The organism is Petrotoga sp. SL27 (assembly GCF_002924605.1).
GTDB lineage: Bacteria > Thermotogota > Thermotogae > Petrotogales > Petrotogaceae > Petrotoga > Petrotoga sibirica.
Window position 1 is genome coordinate 74,906 of record NZ_JAIP01000001.1, and the last position, 16,053, is coordinate 90,958.

A 16,053-nucleotide genomic window follows, 5' to 3' on the forward strand; every position below is an offset into this window, starting at 1 on the left:
ATCTAAAAAAGGGATGCAAGTTGCATCCCTCCTGTTTAAATCTTTCAATACAATGGTTCAACATCCATGTGTTCCCAATAATCTTTGGATATTTTTTGATAGAGTGTATAAATCCTATCTCTATGGTCTTTTTCCCATTCGGCTAGATGATTCAGTATTTTTTTTAACTCATCGTCTTCAACACTTTCAGCAGCCTTGTTATAGAAGTTCATAAAATCTTCTTCGATAAGATAAGCCATTCTTAATACCGGTATATCGGATTTTAAGGCAGTAAAATCGCCCCCGTAAACAATTTCTTGGGCAGCTCTTTTGGAAAAAGATTGCCCCACGTCAGTGGGTTGTGAGAAATGTACATAATCGTGACTTTTTACATCTTTTATAAGATTACTTATATAATCTACGTGACCTTTCTCCATCTTACTTAAATCTTCAAAGGTTTCCTTAACCTGTTGAATCTTCACAGTTTTTGCTTTTGATTCGTAAAATTGCATTCCTTCTGTTTCTTTTGATAAAGCATATTCTAATATACCAAGAGCCTTTTTTTGATTCAAAGAAAACACCTCCAAATATTTATTTTTATACTATCTTTAGAAACTCTAACACGTGTTTTTGCGCCCCTTCACCTCGCAATTCAGGTGCCAACTATTTTGAATACTCTACATAAATGTAAGGTATAAGAATAAATTCTAAAATAATTGATAAATAAAGTCCGACAACAGGGATTATTCCCAAAAGAAAAATAACAAGTAAAACTAGAAATATTTGTAAAAAGTTTTCTCCTTTAAAAACGAAAGAAAAACTCCTTTTCATAGAATCGGTAACTGAAAGGTTGTCAACCACTAACGCACACGGTGAAAAAATTAGGAAAAGAGCTAGTATTAATCCTGGAATAACAAAAGCTAAGGTTCCAAGAGATATCAGAAAACCTATCACAATAGAAAGCACGATTATCTCTAAGAGAACTTGACTAATTTGAGAATAGCTTTTTTTAAGATCTATTTCTTCACCTTTTTTATATTGGTCAAATAAGATGGTGGTCCAAGCAAAGAAAAAAACTGTAATAATCCCAATAATAATAGAAGATACTAAATTAGCTATGGGGCCTATAAACCCCACCACATCAAAAAGTAAAGATAAGATAATTCCAATAAAGACAGGTATAAGTATGATAGGATTTTTACCAACTATTTTAAATGGTTCTGTAAAAACATCACCTAGATTTATTCTCACTCGTATTCCCCCTCCAATTTTGTAGACACTTATATAATTTTTTCTTCTTCTAAACATCTATTTTTTTCAAATTGCAAAGTTGTATGATTGATTTCAAATTCTTCTTTTAAAAGTTCGTTTAATTCATCTATACAATCATCCAACTCATAATTATTTTGGTCAAACTTTTCTTGGAGCCTTATATGGGCTTCCATATATTTGTCTTTTCCATCGGTTGTCCAAATGTGAATATGATGAACATCTTTTACGAAATCAAACTGTTCTAACTTTGCTTTCAGTTTTTCAATTTCAATATCCGTCGGAGTTCCTTGTAGTAGTATATTTATAGTATTCTTAAGCAATGGTATACTTTCTACAAAAATATACCCGCTTATCATAAAAGTGAATATAGGATCAACAATGTAAAATTTTTGATAAATGATCAAAAATGCTCCTATGATTACCAATATAGACGAAATAGTATCGCTAAGAATATGGATAAAAGTGGCTTTGATATTTAGATTCGTTTTTGAACCAGAATGTAATAAAAAAGCGGTTATTAAATTTCCTGCTAAACCAATAAAAGCCACGGTTAACATAACTTCCCCCTGTATGATTGTAGGATTTGATAATTTATTAATACCTTCAATAAGTAAATAAACAGCAATAAATATCAAAATCTCTGTATTTACAAAAGCGGCAAGTGTCTCTACCCTTTTATAACCATATGTTCTTTTTGGGTCTCGTTGCTTTTTTGATAAAATTCTTGCGATATAACTTATAAAAATAGCAGAAGTATCGTTCAAATTATGTATAGCATCTGATAACAAAGCTAAACTGTTCGAAAAGATTCCACCCAATATTTCGGCTATGGTTATACCAAAATTCAGTATAACCGACACCAGAAGCTTAAAATCCAGAGCCTTTTCTTCTTGATAATTTAGATCCATAAAACCATCCTCTATTTTGTTGGAAATTCGGTTGATTCATAAACATATATACCGTTTTCATATTTTGAATATTTCCAGTTTGGAAAGGCCCATTGATTTGAAATTACTTTTGCTTCAGGTTTGAGTTCTTTTTTTAACTTATTTTCTAGTTCATTCATCGCAAAATCCACTTGAAAAACTGTTATGATATCAAATTTAGATAAATCTGCTTTCCAAAAGTTTTTCCAATGAATGAACGCTTTTCTTTTTAAGCCAGCTCTTCTGATATTTATCTTTGAAATAATTACTAACAAAGGATTTATCTCAAAACCATGAGCTTGAATACCTTTTCTAGCAAAAGCTATGACAACACGCCCATCTCCGGAACCCAAATCTGCTGAGATCTCTTCTCCTTTTATTTCGGCCAGTTCCAACATCTTTTCAACATCTTTTTTTCTACTTGGATCGAATATTGCGCCTTTTAATGAAAAAGGAATTATCCAGAAAAAGAGTAAATAGAATAGTAAAACTGCTAGAATTATAAAAAATACCCACATGCTTTCTCCTTCATCTTAATAAACTATATAGTGAGCTTATCATCTTTTGTACTTTGTTACTTCTCGCAAGAACGTTTTTCTTTTTTCTTTGTCAACTTCTTTTTCAACACCTACTGGGGGATTCCCGTCTATTACTCCTAATATGCCCCTTCCCTGATCACTTTCAGCTACAATTATTTGGAGAGGATTTGCAGTTGCAGCAAAAATATTAAGCACTTCTTGAACATTCAACAGTTGATTTTTAATATTTATTGGAAAACCGTTTTTTATCATTAATACAAAGCAATGACCTGCTCCTATCTTTTGAGCATTATCGATAGCTACTTTAATTAATTCATCGTCGTTCCCATCGTATCTTATAAGACGAGGACCAGAGGCTTCGTTGAACGCTAAACCAAATTTTAAAGAAGGATTTGTTGTAACTATACCTTCATAGATATCTTCAACAGTTTTTATGAAATGCGATTGCCCCACTATTATATTCGTATCTTCGGGAATATCTAACTGTACGACATCGAGTTTTAAATCCATCTTTCCCCTCCTGATTATTTTTTGAAATAGTGTTTTTAGAAATTCTAAAATTTATATCACAACCCTCAAAAAACTTAATCTCTTTTATACAATCCTACAATTTCTGCCTTTTCTATTATATGACCTTCCATAGCTTTCAATAGATCTTCTTTTTTGGTATTTTGAGGTAAATCCAACGTTGTATCTAATGCGTAAAGTTTGAAATGGTAATGGTGAACTCCATGCCCAACAGGAGGACAAGGCCCCATGTATCCAGTTTGATGAGCACTGTTTTTTCCTTGATTTAATGAAAGCGGATGGGTTACAGAGTATTCTTTTGGGATTCTTTCAGGAATCTCTTCAACCACCTCAATGTTCCATGCCACCCAATGCACGAATGTTCCCATCGGAGCATCTGGGTCATCCATTATCAACGCCAAAGATTTCGCTTTTTCTGGGATTCCTTCGATTAGCAATGTGGGGCTAACATCCCTACCCTCGCAAGTATAGGTACTTGGAATATAATCGTTATTTTTAAAAACTGGTGAGGAAATTTTTAAAGCCATATCAATATCCCTCCTTATGCTAATAATTTAAAAACAACTAACAAATATACAATGCAATTATACCATAAAAATACTTTACTTCTGATGTCTTCAACCAAACTACTACTCTATCAGTTATTTGCCTTTTCGAGTTAGTTTGTTTCTAAATTTGAAATTAACGTTTTGTGGAGGAAAAATTCCTTTGTTGATAGCCCTAACTTCTTCAATTGAATAAAATGCATTTGGATTGAATTCATTAACTATATCAATAATTTTTTTTAAATCTTTTCTTCTAACCACACTGTATATAATTTTCACAGGACCTTTAGATCCCTCCGCGTCTAAACTTGTCACTCCAAAACCACCTTTATTCAAATAATCAACTAAAGGCTGAGCTTCTTTATTGGTTATGACACGAACTAAATTTACTCCAATAGCTATTTTCTCTTCCAAAAAAGCACCTAGATAGTTTCCAGTAGCAAATCCCAAGGCATAAGCGATTGCATAAAGAGGTTTATCTAAATTATTCATAACTTGCGAAATAGCTACAAGCCATACCATTATTTCAAAAAATCCTAATACGGATGCCCAAAACTTGATCCCTTTTGAGACGAAGATGATCCTTATAGTCATCAAACTTACATCACAAAGCCTCATGGCGAAAATTATAATGGGAAAAATTACCAGAGAAAAAAAGGTAGAATCCATAAAAGAAGAAACTTGCACTATAACTTCACTCCTTCTAAAATAGGTTATTTTTTAATAATATAAAATATCTTATCATATTAAGATGATATAATATAGAAAAATAAATAAAATTTTGGAAAGGAGATATTCTTTTGAGAAAAATAATTTTACTAATTATTTCTTTGAATATATTTAATTTGATGTTTTCTTTGAACGTTGATTCATTCTTTAAGTCTGTTGAACTGGTAAACAGTAGAGAAGAGATTGTATCATTTTATTTCACTAATGACTCCGGCAGGAAAATTATTATATACATTAGTTCGTTTTTTGAGAATTCACTCTTTGAAATATCTTATCCAAATGAAATTAGCTTACTACCCTATGAAGCAAAAAAAGCCGATTTTTTTGTTAAAGGTTCAAAATCTTCAGAAGGTACTCATATTCTTACTTTTTCTATAACGGTTGAGGATAATTTACCTGTTGATTCGAAGGTATCTAAAATTAGCTTCCCAATTATTATTAAAATTGTGGATTTGAATACTTCGAATATGCAAATTTCTTTAGATATGCATTGTGATTTCCCCTTTATTTCAAATCAAAAGAACCTAGGTACTTTTTTCCCTATACAATTAGCTAACAATAGCAAATGGGAAATTGACGTTTGGGGAACTTTTTCTTTGTATAAATTAAGTAATAACCAATTGATTTTTCAAAAATCCCTTTTTCAGGACCAATCTATAAATCTTTTACCTCATACTAGTAAAGAAGGCGATATTTTTATTGAAAAATATTTAGCTCCCGAAGAATACAAGATTAGAGCAGAGATATATTATGGATATAAAAATTATTTTCAGGAAAAATATGTTTATGAGAAAGAGTTCAAGATAACAGAGGATTTGTACAAAGAAAAAAACATGCTAAATATAAATACATATCCAGATCAAATTTATATAAAAATACCTAAACTAATGACTCCTAGGGAGTATATCACGACTCCCTTAGAATTTTCTTTGGATGTAGTTAATAATGATTTTTTAGATATAAACGTTTTTTTGGATTTTGAAGAGGAAGATGAGGAGCAAAACTTTTTTAATAGAAAAACAAACGATAAGTATTTATCTATTACACCTAACGAATTTTCAATACCTAAATACCAAAAAGTAGAAACAAAACTAATAGCAGATTACCGAAGATCAAATTTGGTAGAATTAAGTGGCGAATACTACGCCAACTTAAGCCTAATAGGAGAAAACAACGATGAAACTCAAGTGGTGCAAAGTAAAATTAATATTCCAATTACATTAGATTTTGGAGATAATATATATAACTCTGAATCAAACATATACATAAAAGAGAATAATCTTTTAAACGATTTCTATAACAATATAACAATCGGTTTTGAAATAAAAAATACGGGAAACTCATCTGTTCATTACGATATCTACATGAAAAAATGGAATTCCACAACAAATAGCCAAGTAGGAAACAAAATTATAGTAAAATCCCAACAATCTCTCTTAGCTGAACAAACGGATGAATTTACAGAGAAATTAGTTACCGAATTAGGAGTAGATAAAATTTTAATAGAGGTTGTTACTAGTAAAGGTACTAATCCCAGTGAAATAATTAAAGTCGATAATTATTCATTAAAGATAGAAAGGTAAAATAAGAAAGGTGGTAAAAGTTGAAAAAAGCTCTAATATTAATTTTCGTCGTTTTTTCATCCTCTTTTTACTTTTCAAACATTCACTTAAGTTTTAACGAAACACCTCTTCAAGAAGTACTACAAAAACTTGAGGAAGTTAGTGGAAGTATTATTCTAACAAAAGCCAATATTTCAGAGAAAATTACCAAAGAAATAAATACATTAGATTTGGAAAGTGCTTTAGATATTGTGTTACATTCTACCGATTATGAATACAAAAAAGTAGGACATAATTTGTATTTAGTAGGGGATTTCGATTTAATAATTCAGGGATCTGTACAAAACGCTACTGAGATTGACTTCAAAATTTTAGAAATAACAAAAATATCAAATATTTTGAAGCTTTTAAACCAGAGAGTTAGAAGAGTTCCCAACTCGAATAGTATAATCTTGTTTGGTAAAGACGAATTGTCATTTGAAATATTAAATTTATTTAATTTTTTGGAAGATAACGCAGGAGAAAACAAGGAAATCACTTATTCATCTTCACATAAAATTTCAAAAAATGTTTATGATTATTTACTCGGCTTAGAAAAAAACCAGAAAAGCTCTCCGATTGAAAATCAAGATGCTATTGGATTTCTAGAATCAAACTTTTCACTGCTTACGGATCTAGAAAAAGTTGAATTTTATGAAAGCTTTGATGTGAATGAAACAGGTGTTAACTTTAAAGATAACATTAACAATTATTATTTGGTAGAAAAAGATAGGGAGTACATTGTTTTAGTTACTTCTACATTTAACTTAGAAAATCTAACAGTCGAAGAAAAAACAAACATTTTCTCACAGCTAAAAACGTCATTTGGAGTAAGTTATCAATTCGATTCTAACGAGATTATGTCTAGTATTTCTTGGCAATTCAACAAATCTTACTTTGATATCTCTTTTGATTTTAATAACAACTTTAAATTTGGATATAAAACAGCGTTGAAAGATAGAGTAAGAATTGGAGCAGTACTGAAAAATGAAGAAGATCAGATAAATATATCTTTTTTATTAGACGATTACGAAGATTTCAATAATTTTGGTCTATACGGTATTCTTCAGATAAACAGTCAGATAGAAAATCTCAGAAGTATTTTAGTAGATTTAAATCAACTAACCTACGATTTAGTTGCTGCAAAAACTTATACCTTTGGAGATAAACAAACAATCGAATTGTCTTTATACCCTGGAATTGGCCTCTCAATAAGTAAGAAAGATCAAGCAAATATATATTTTAATTTCGGCGTGCAGTATGCTTTCCCTTTTCAAAAAAGCGCGATTTTGCTTTCTTACTTATACCATCAATACTCACACACTATAAATTTATCAATTGAATTTTAACCGTGGTGAGCGTTTGCTGCAGTATGCAAAGTACGTTTTTGCAGCCTTGTGCAAAAGGCCTTTTTATAATAAATTTTGATTGTGAACTTGCGGATCTTAAGGGGTTTACCCCTTAACGTTAGAGGGTGAAAGGGCGCTGAAATAAATTTCAACTTTGGAGAGGATTACAAATGTTTAGAATTCTAGTAGTAGAAGACGATAGATCCATCTCAAGGCTTTTAGAGTTGGAATTATCTCACGCCGGCTACAACGTAGAAATAGCAAAAGACGGAGACGAAGCCTTAAAATTCTATGAAAATTTTAAGCCTGATATAATATTATTGGATATAATGTTGCCTATAAGAGATGGATTTAAAGTTGCTGAGGCAATTAGAGACCATGACAGTGATATTGGAATAATAATGATCACAGCCAGAGGAGAGCTAGAAAACAAAGTTAAAGGTTTAAAAAACGCAGATGATTATGTGGTTAAACCTTTTGAAATAGAAGAAATATTGGCAAGAATAGAGGCTTTGTTAAAAAGAATGGGAAAAACTAAAGAACTGATAAAAGTCGGAGACATAGAGATTTATCCTCAATACATGGAAGTTCTTGTAAACAAAAAAAATGTTCATTTGAGCCTCACGGAATTTAACATACTAAAGTTACTGGCTATCAATAAAAATATAGTTGTCTCAAAAGAAAAAATCTTAGAAAAGATTTGGGGATACTACGATGAAGAGAACAACAACTTAGTTGAAGTATACATCAATTATTTAAGAAAAAAATTGAAAGATTCCACACAAAATATAGAAACTGTGCGAGGTGTTGGTTACGTTATTAGGGAGAAAGAAAGTAAAACATAGTGCAATTTTTAGGCAAACAATAGTTTTTACAGCCATTACTATGAGTATAGTATTGACAATTGTTGGCATAGTGAGGATCGTTTTTGTACAATTCACACTTCAAAGTTACAACGACATATATATTGCACAATTGAATGTAAGTGGACTGAATAGGGGAAATGCTAACAATCCTCAGAAACCTCTAGATTTGCTTTACCAAATTATGCAAGATTCAAGTGTATTGAGAAGAAGTTTATTATCAAACAGGATCGTTATTCTAGACGGACAGTTGATTTCAGACCCTTATGGTTTGATAAAGGAAAATTTTAAAATTCCTAGGTTACCGTATCTTTATGAATCTGATGGAATGTACTACATCTTTGCAGGTGTTCCTATATTTGGTTCATCTCTTTTAATAGTCGGCGGACCATCTCTTGAGCTAACAGCTCTTTTGAGAAACTTTGAAAAAGCAGTCTTTGTAATAATAACGACTGGTTTTTTTATATCATTATTAGTATCGTATTTTTTAGCTAAAAACACTCTCAAACCAGTGGTGAAAATGGCAAAACAAATATCTGAAATAGATGCCCAGACCATAGATAAGAGGATATCAGAACAAAAATCACAAGAATTTGATATCTTCGCACAAAAATTAAATTCTATGTTGGATAGAATTGAAAATGCTTTTGAAATACAAAATCAATTCGTTTCCGATGTTTCTCATGAGCTGAGAACACCTTTAACTTCTATAAATGGTTACATTAAAATGCTGAAAAGATGGGGAAAAAACGATCCCAAAATTATGGAAGAATCACTGAACAGTATAGAAGCATCCAGCGAATATTTAAGGGATCTAGTTGAACAGCTCTTGCTTCTGACTAAAAACGATTACCAAATCAAAAAAGAAAATATTGATATTAAAAACGTAGTAAAAGAAACTTTGAATCTTTTTAAATTAGAACTGAACGAATTCAAAATAGATATGCAAGGAAAAAGTTTCTCAGTGAACAGCTCTAAAGAATATCTCTCTTTAATACTCAAAATTTTCATTGAAAACGCAATAAAATACTCATCAAATCAAAAAGAAATAACAATAAAATTAGACCCAGATCAAAAGAGTATAAGTATACAAGACCATGGTATCGGTATTGAACAAACTAAATTAAAAAACATCTTCGAAAGGTTCTACAAAGTAGACTCTTCTCGAAGCGATAAAGGCCATGGATTAGGATTATCAATAGCAAAAAAACTAGCTGATGCGTTAGATATTGAATTAAAAGCTTATTCAGAATTAGGTAAAGGTAGTACTTTTACCTTGATCTTTTTGAATCAACTGTGAGGAGGAAGCTAACGTGGTTTATTTCGACAACAACGCAACTACCCAAGTTGATAGAGACGTTGCTGATTTGATTTTGAAATATATGACAGAATACTATGCAAATCCCAACTCTATTCATCAATTTGGAGTAGATATTGAAAACGATTTAGAAGAAGCTCGAGAGCAAATTTCCGAAGCGTTTAAAGCTTTACCTACGGAGATCTTTTTCACCTCTTGTGCTACTGAATCAATAAATTGGGTTATAAGAGGAGTTGCTAAAGCCAACAAAAATAGAGGCAAACACATTATAACTTCTACCGTGGAGCATTCTGCTGTTATTAACACACTCAAACAACTAGAAAGGGAAGACTTTGAAGTATCCTATATAAATGTGAATGATAAAGGAGTAATAGATCTAAATGAATTGTCAAAAAATATAAGACAGGACACCATACTAGTCAGCTTAATGGCTGCAAATAACGAAGTAGGTACCTTGCAACCTGTTGATGATGCCTACAAAATAATAAAAGAAAAAAATGAAGAAACATACTTTCACATTGATGCTGTACAAGCTATTGGTAAGATACCCTTTGATTTGTACAAATACAAATGTGATTTGGCTTCTTTTTCTGCACATAAATTTCATGGTCCAAAAGGTGTAGGCATTCTTTACAAACGTAGAGGAACAAGAATATTTCCCTTCATAACAGGAGGTCCCCAAGAAAATGGGATGAGAGCAGGAACACAAAATGTTCCAGGAATCGTTGGTACGGCTATGGCTTTGAAAAAATCTATTGAAAATCTTGACATAATGAATTCGAATATAAAAAATATTAGGGATCATCTAGCCGAAGAATTACTAAAAATAGGAGCAAAGATAGTCACTCCCTTAGAAAACTCGGTTCCCAATACATTAGCTTTTTTCTTTCCTAATATACGAGGAGATATTATTGTAAACGCCCTCTCAGAAGAAGAAATTTATGTATCAACCACTTCTGCATGCTCAAGTAAAATTAAATCTTTTAGTAGAGTTATGGAAAGTATGGGATACAAGAATGACGAGGCAAGTGGTATGATACGTATTAGCTTATCTCACTTGAATAAAGACGATGAGGCAGAATTATTCTTGATTAAGTTAAAAAATGTCTTGAAATTTTTGAATTATTGATTTTTTAATGTATAATAAACATAAAGGGGGCGAAAATATGAGAAGTATGACCGGTTACGGGAGAATAACAAAAAATATTGGTGATTACAGCTATAATGTAGAAATAAAATCTCTCAACTCCAAAAATCTAAACATCAACGCTTCAATCTCACCTTTATTTTCTCCATTAGAATTAAATATTCAAAATCTTGTAAAAAAATACTTCAAAAGAGGAACCTTGAGAATCTCTATAGATATAAAATTATTGAAAACAGACAACATAATAGATGTAGACCTAGGATTAGCTAAGGCTTATTACAATGCCCTCAATAACTTGATAAACGAATTGCATTTAGCTGATGATGTTAATTTAGAAGATTTGTTAAAATTCAAAGATATAGTTAAAATTTCCATAGATGAAAAAACTATCGATGATATTTGGAAAGGTATGAAAGAAGTTTTAGAAGAAGTAATCGAAACAGTCTTGAGATATCAAAAAGAAGAAGGTAAAGATCTAAAAGATTTTCTTAATAGTTATTTGAATGAACTTGAAGATATTGTTATTAAAATAGAAGAAGATGCTCACCAAATCAAAGAAAAATACAGAGAACAGTTAAAACACAACATTAATTCTTTGATTAGTAATATAGATAATATCGATGAAAATAGATTGGAAATGGAAATAGTCTTATTAGCAGAAAGAGCCGACATTAGCGAAGAAATAGACAGGTTAAAAAGCCACATTAGAAGATTCAAAAACTTCTTAGAAAATGAAAATAATAACGACAGTATAGGACAAGAACTAGATTTTATTTGTCAAGAAATGCATAGGGAATTCAACACGATCGCCTCCAAATCAAAAATTTTAGATATAACTAACCTTTCCTTGGAAGGGAGAACCTTAGTTAATAAAATTCGGGAGCAGGCTCAAAATATTCATTGAACTATTGTAAGCATTTAACAACATGTTAGGAAACTATTTATAAATTGTATTTTAAAGGTGTTTGAGTGAATGACGATCTAAGGTAAATATTTTAGTTGGTGGAGGTGCTCTTTATGTATGGATTGATCAACATAGGTTTCGGAAATATTGTTGTTGGTGATAGGGTTATAGCCATTGTTTCCCCTACTTCTCAACCCTTAAAAAGATTAAAAGAAATCGCAGAGCAGCAAGGGAAGTTACTAGAAGTAAACCACGGAAGAAAAACTAGAGCTTTTATAATAACCGACTCTGGTCATATTATAGCCAGTGCAATTCAACCAGAAACAATTACCAATAGATTTTTGCAGAACTATTATGACATTGAAAAAGTTTTAGACAAAATACGCAAGGAAGTATTATAACATGGATGGATTGCTTTATATTGTTAGCGGCCCATCAGGTGCAGGAAAATCTACATTGATAAAAAATTCGTTGGACAAAGTTATTGGTTTTTCTTTCTCCGTTTCCTATACCACAAGAGAAAAAAGAGCTGGAGAAATTGACGGAAAAGACTATTTTTTTATCGATAAAAACACCTTTTTTAAAATGAAAGAAGGCGGAGAATTTCTAGAGTGGGCTGAGGTTCATGGAAATTATTATGCCACATCAAAAAAATCCCTTGAGGAAACGTTAAAAGAAAGCCGGGGCCTTGTTTTAGATGTCGATGTTCAAGGAGCTCTAAACATAAAAAAAATTTATGAAAACGCTATATACATTTTTATTTTACCCCCCTCTCACGAGGACCTAGAAAAAAGGCTAAAAAAAAGGGGTACCGAATCAAAAAATTCTTTGGAAAAAAGACTGAAAGACGCAGAATGGGAGATTTCTCATATAAAATATTTCGATTATGTAATTGTAAATCAAGAAATCGAAGAATCGACAAATCAATTGATATCAATCCTTGTGGCAGAACAACTTAAAAGAGAAAGATTCAATGAAAGTACTCCGTTTTTTTTTAAAAAAAATATGAATTTTTAAAATAAGAGGTGAAATCAAATGAATTTAGGAATAAATTACGATAAAATATCAAAAAGAATAAATTACAAATATGTTATTCCTATTATCGCAGCAAAAAGGGCCGAAACCCTAAAAAACTTAGATGAATTGAAAGGGGTTACTGAAAAAAAAGACTACGTAAGTATTGCCTTAAAAGAATTAGAAGAGGGTAAGATACAAGTTAAAAATCCAACTTTATTGGATAGTTTAAGTAAATAGTCTAATTCTAACTTTCATAATACTTTTTAAAACATTCATTTTGGGAGGGTAAAATGTTAGATTTAAAGTATATCAGAGAAAATCCGCAAGAAATAAAAGAAGCTTTAATAAGAAGAAACAACGAAACATCTATAATAGATGAAATCATCTCTCTCGATGAAGAGAGAAGAAAATTGTTGAAAGAAATCGAAACTCTAAGGTCCCAAAGAAATCAAAACTCAAAATTAGTTGCTAAATTGAAAGCCCAAAAGAAAGATGATGAAGCCGATGAAATAATTACAAAGGGAAAGGAAATCTCAGAACAAATTAAAAATTTAGAATCAGATTTAAAAAAAATTGAAGACAATTTATATTATAAATTGTTATGTGTGCCTAATATCCCTGACAGCAGTGTACCCATTGGAAAGGATGAAAACGAAAATCTTGAATTAAGAAAATGGGGGAAACCACGAGAATTTGACTTTGAACCAAAAGCTCATTGGGATTTAGGCACTGAATTAGACCTATTAGATTTCGATAGAGCAGCTAAACTAAGCGGATCTCGATTCACCATCTTAAAAGGAGACATAGCCCGTTTAGAGTTAGCCTTAATCAACTTTATGATCGACTTACATACAAAAGAGCACGGTTACACCTTTATACTACCTCCACATCTAGTTACAAAAGAAACTATAACCTCGTCCGGTCAACTACCAAAATTCGAAGATGACCTATATAAAACTTCTTTGGATCAAATGTATCTAATTTCTACTGCGGAAGTTTCTCTTGCAGGTTTACATAGAAACGAAACCTTAGAATTAAATTCACTCCCTTTAAAATATGTAGCTTATACACCCTGTTATAGAAGAGAAGCCGGTAGTTATGGAAAAGACGTAAGAGGGATGATCAGGCAACATCAATTTGATAAAGTAGAATTATTTTGGTATACCAACCAAGAAGAATCCCCCCAAGCTTTGGAAGAATTAACAAGTCACGCAGAAAAGGTGCTACAACTATTGAATTTACCATATAGAGTGGTTGCTCTATGCACTGGGGACTTAGGCTTTGCAGCTTCCAAAACTTATGACTTGGAGGTGTGGTTACCCAGTTACAATGATTATAAAGAAATATCATCATGTTCGAATACAAAAGATTTTCAAGGAAGAAGGGGAAACATTAGGTACAGAGACAAAGAGAACAAACTACATTTCGTTCACACACTAAACGGTTCTGGATTAGCAGTTGGAAGAACTTTAGTAGCGATAATGGAAAACTATCAAATAGCTAATGGCAAGATAAAAATTCCTGAAAAACTCGTACCTTACATGGGAAAAGAGCTCATAGGTTGATTATAAATGCCAAATACGTTTTACGGAAAAAAAGCAAATAAAGAAATTATTTTAAACGAAGAAGAAACCGCGCACATAAAAATAACTAGAAAGGTCGAGGGAGAAATAATAAAAGTAATAACGGGAGATGGGTTAATATACACTGCAACAATAGTAAAAATTGGAAGAAAAGAAACGATCCTTGAAATTATAGACAAAGAAAAACAACGAGAAGATTATAAACCATATGTATCGGTATATTTAGGCATGAGTAAATGGGATAGAATGCATTTGTTGTTAGAAAAAATGGTTGAATTAAGGGCAAATAGCTTTTATCTTTACCGCGGAGAAAAATCAGAGATAAATTATAAAAATTTGCACAAGTTTCAAAGGACTATAATAGAAACTTCTAAACAAACTATTTTTGCCCACATCCCTCAAATTAATTTTATAAAATTCGAGGAGATTCCTAAGAAAGACACTATAGTACTGGATTTAGATGGAAAAAATAATACTTTAAAAAAAGTCTTAAAAGAATTAAAAGGTAGACAAAAAATAAACTTAGTTGTTGGCCCAGAGTATGGATTTTCAAAAAGAGAAAAAGACTTTTTTTCTACAAACTCATTCAAAACTGTTAATTTAGGTAAAAGCATTTTCCGCTTTGAAACCTCGGTTATATATGCAATGAGTATCATTAACTACGAATACAATAGATTATTTATTTAAAGGGGGGGTAGTTAAAATGCCAGAATGGTTACAAACAACGATAAACTACTTGATAAGAATCGGTATCAGTATTTTAATCATTGTTATAGCTAGGTATTTAGCAAAACTTTTACATAGAATCATAATAAACACAGCAGAAAGAAGCGGAAAAGTTACTCTTCAATACAAGAAATCTTTAATGACAATATTAAATATAGCTATGTATACCTTAGGTGGTTTTATCATTATTTCCGTAATTTTTACCAACCTAAGCGCTTTTTTAGCTGGGTTAGGTATTGGCGGTATAATAGTAGCCTTTGCAGTACAAGAACCTCTTGGTAACTTAATCTGTGGATTTTTAATAATGTTGAACCATCTAGTAGTAGATGGTGAAGCTGTGGAAATAAACGGAATATCTGGCTCAGTAGAAGAGATAAACGTTAATCATGTCATCATAAGAACGTGGGATGGAAGAAGAATTAATCTTCCCAGTAAAGAAGTATGGTCAAGCAAGATCATACATTATTGGCCATCCAACATAAGAAGAAACGAGGTAAAAGTCGGGGTATCTTATTCGTCTGATCTGAACAAGGTAATAAACGTAATAGATGAAGCGGTACGATCAGCCAAATTAGTGCATATAGATGATGACCATCAACCAATGATTCTTTTCGATGGATACGCCGATTCTTCTATAAACTTTATTGTAAGGTTCTGGGCAAAGCGTGAAAATTTCCTTGCTTCGTCGATGGATGTAGCAAAGTCGATTAAACAAAAATTTGAAGAAAATAAAGTCGAGATACCTTTCAATCAATTAGACCTTCACATAAAAGATGTCCCAAATGAAATAACAAAAAACAAAGAAAAAATTTAAATTGTACAAATTTTTAAAGAGGCGGTGAAAACCGCCTTTCTTAATTTTGCAACCATATGCAGGGTAGGACGCGGGGCGAAACCATTATCCAACATTCCTTAAATGGGCGGGTTGCGGGGCGAAGGGACGCTAAAATATTGTTTGCCGCCTTTTGCAAAACGTCTTTTGCTGTTCTGTGCAAAAGTGTTTTCATAATGCCTTGAAATACTTCCA

19 protein-coding genes are annotated in these 16,053 nt (G+C 31.6%); 12 read left to right on the forward strand and 7 right to left on the reverse strand.

Going from position 1 to position 16,053, the window contains the following annotated elements; all coding sequences use genetic code 11:
* Positions 1 to 44: 44 nt before the first annotated feature.
* The 7 genes from AD60_RS00355 to AD60_RS00385 form a co-directional block, all read right to left on the reverse strand.
* Positions 45 to 551, reverse strand: coding sequence for a ferritin family protein (locus AD60_RS00355; protein ID WP_103875890.1), 507 nt, complete (start codon positions 549 to 551; stop codon positions 45 to 47).
* 91 nt (positions 552 to 642) lie between these two features.
* Positions 643 to 1,230 (reverse strand): hypothetical protein, encoded by a 588-nt coding sequence (locus AD60_RS00360; RefSeq protein WP_103875891.1) that lies wholly within the window; start codon positions 1,228 to 1,230, stop codon positions 643 to 645.
* A gap of 29 nt (positions 1,231 to 1,259) precedes the next feature.
* Positions 1,260 to 2,159: a cation diffusion facilitator family transporter gene (locus AD60_RS00365; RefSeq protein WP_103875892.1), complete on the reverse strand. Its 900-nt coding sequence runs from the start codon at positions 2,157 to 2,159 to the stop codon at positions 1,260 to 1,262.
* 11 nt (positions 2,160 to 2,170) lie between these two features.
* On the reverse strand, positions 2,171 to 2,695 hold the full coding sequence (locus AD60_RS00370) for a class I SAM-dependent methyltransferase (RefSeq protein ID WP_103875893.1): 525 nt from the start codon (positions 2,693 to 2,695) through the stop codon (positions 2,171 to 2,173).
* 39 nt (positions 2,696 to 2,734) lie between these two features.
* Positions 2,735 to 3,226, reverse strand: a complete 492-nt coding sequence (locus AD60_RS00375; RefSeq protein WP_103875894.1) for an adenosine-specific kinase — start codon at positions 3,224 to 3,226, stop codon at positions 2,735 to 2,737.
* 74 nt (positions 3,227 to 3,300) lie between these two features.
* The gene (locus tag AD60_RS00380) at positions 3,301 to 3,771 is read right to left on the reverse strand and encodes a YbhB/YbcL family Raf kinase inhibitor-like protein (RefSeq protein WP_103875895.1); all 471 of its coding nucleotides are present in this window, start codon (positions 3,769 to 3,771) and stop codon (positions 3,301 to 3,303) included.
* A 114-nt stretch (positions 3,772 to 3,885) separates the two neighbouring features.
* Positions 3,886 to 4,476, reverse strand: coding sequence for a DUF2179 domain-containing protein (locus AD60_RS00385; RefSeq protein WP_103875896.1), 591 nt, complete (start codon positions 4,474 to 4,476; stop codon positions 3,886 to 3,888).
* 113 nt (positions 4,477 to 4,589) lie between these two features.
* On the opposite strand from AD60_RS00385, the gene AD60_RS00390 reads away from it, so the two are divergent.
* From AD60_RS00390 to AD60_RS00445, 12 genes are all read left to right on the forward strand, one after another.
* Entirely contained in the window at positions 4,590 to 6,101 is a 1,512-nt protein-coding gene (locus AD60_RS00390; RefSeq protein WP_103927196.1) for a hypothetical protein, read from the forward strand.
* A 20-nt stretch (positions 6,102 to 6,121) separates the two neighbouring features.
* Complete coding sequence (locus tag AD60_RS00395; protein WP_103875898.1) at positions 6,122 to 7,468, forward strand: hypothetical protein; 1,347 nt, start codon at positions 6,122 to 6,124, stop codon at positions 7,466 to 7,468.
* A gap of 170 nt (positions 7,469 to 7,638) precedes the next feature.
* Entirely contained in the window at positions 7,639 to 8,313 is a 675-nt protein-coding gene (locus tag AD60_RS00400) for a response regulator transcription factor (protein WP_103875899.1), read from the forward strand.
* A complete protein-coding gene (locus tag AD60_RS00405; protein ID WP_103875900.1) occupies positions 8,276 to 9,631 on the forward strand; it encodes a cell wall metabolism sensor histidine kinase WalK in 1,356 nt (451 codons plus the stop codon). Before AD60_RS00400 ends, AD60_RS00405 begins: the two co-directional genes overlap by 38 nt.
* A 13-nt stretch (positions 9,632 to 9,644) precedes the next feature.
* Positions 9,645 to 10,778, forward strand: a complete 1,134-nt coding sequence (locus AD60_RS00410) for a cysteine desulfurase family protein (protein WP_103875901.1) — start codon at positions 9,645 to 9,647, stop codon at positions 10,776 to 10,778.
* A gap of 37 nt (positions 10,779 to 10,815) precedes the next feature.
* On the forward strand, positions 10,816 to 11,700 hold the full coding sequence (locus AD60_RS00415; protein WP_103875902.1) for a YicC/YloC family endoribonuclease: 885 nt from the start codon (positions 10,816 to 10,818) through the stop codon (positions 11,698 to 11,700).
* 113 nt (positions 11,701 to 11,813) lie between these two features.
* Positions 11,814 to 12,101, forward strand: coding sequence for a DUF370 domain-containing protein (locus tag AD60_RS00420; RefSeq protein WP_103927197.1), 288 nt, complete (start codon positions 11,814 to 11,816; stop codon positions 12,099 to 12,101).
* A 1-nt stretch (position 12,102) separates the two neighbouring features.
* Positions 12,103 to 12,717: a guanylate kinase gene (gene gmk, locus AD60_RS00425; protein WP_103875904.1), complete on the forward strand. Its 615-nt coding sequence runs from the start codon at positions 12,103 to 12,105 to the stop codon at positions 12,715 to 12,717.
* A gap of 18 nt (positions 12,718 to 12,735) precedes the next feature.
* On the forward strand, positions 12,736 to 12,954 hold the full coding sequence (locus tag AD60_RS00430; RefSeq protein WP_103875905.1) for a DNA-directed RNA polymerase subunit omega: 219 nt from the start codon (positions 12,736 to 12,738) through the stop codon (positions 12,952 to 12,954).
* A gap of 53 nt (positions 12,955 to 13,007) precedes the next feature.
* A complete protein-coding gene (serS, locus tag AD60_RS00435) occupies positions 13,008 to 14,282 on the forward strand; it encodes a serine--tRNA ligase (RefSeq protein WP_103875906.1) in 1,275 nt (424 codons plus the stop codon).
* Between the two features lie 6 nt (positions 14,283 to 14,288).
* The gene (locus tag AD60_RS00440) at positions 14,289 to 14,987 is read left to right on the forward strand and encodes a 16S rRNA (uracil(1498)-N(3))-methyltransferase (RefSeq protein WP_103875907.1); all 699 of its coding nucleotides are present in this window, start codon (positions 14,289 to 14,291) and stop codon (positions 14,985 to 14,987) included.
* A gap of 16 nt (positions 14,988 to 15,003) precedes the next feature.
* Complete coding sequence (locus tag AD60_RS00445; RefSeq protein WP_103875908.1) at positions 15,004 to 15,840, forward strand: mechanosensitive ion channel family protein; 837 nt, start codon at positions 15,004 to 15,006, stop codon at positions 15,838 to 15,840.
* The last annotated feature ends 213 nt before the right edge of the window (positions 15,841 to 16,053 follow it).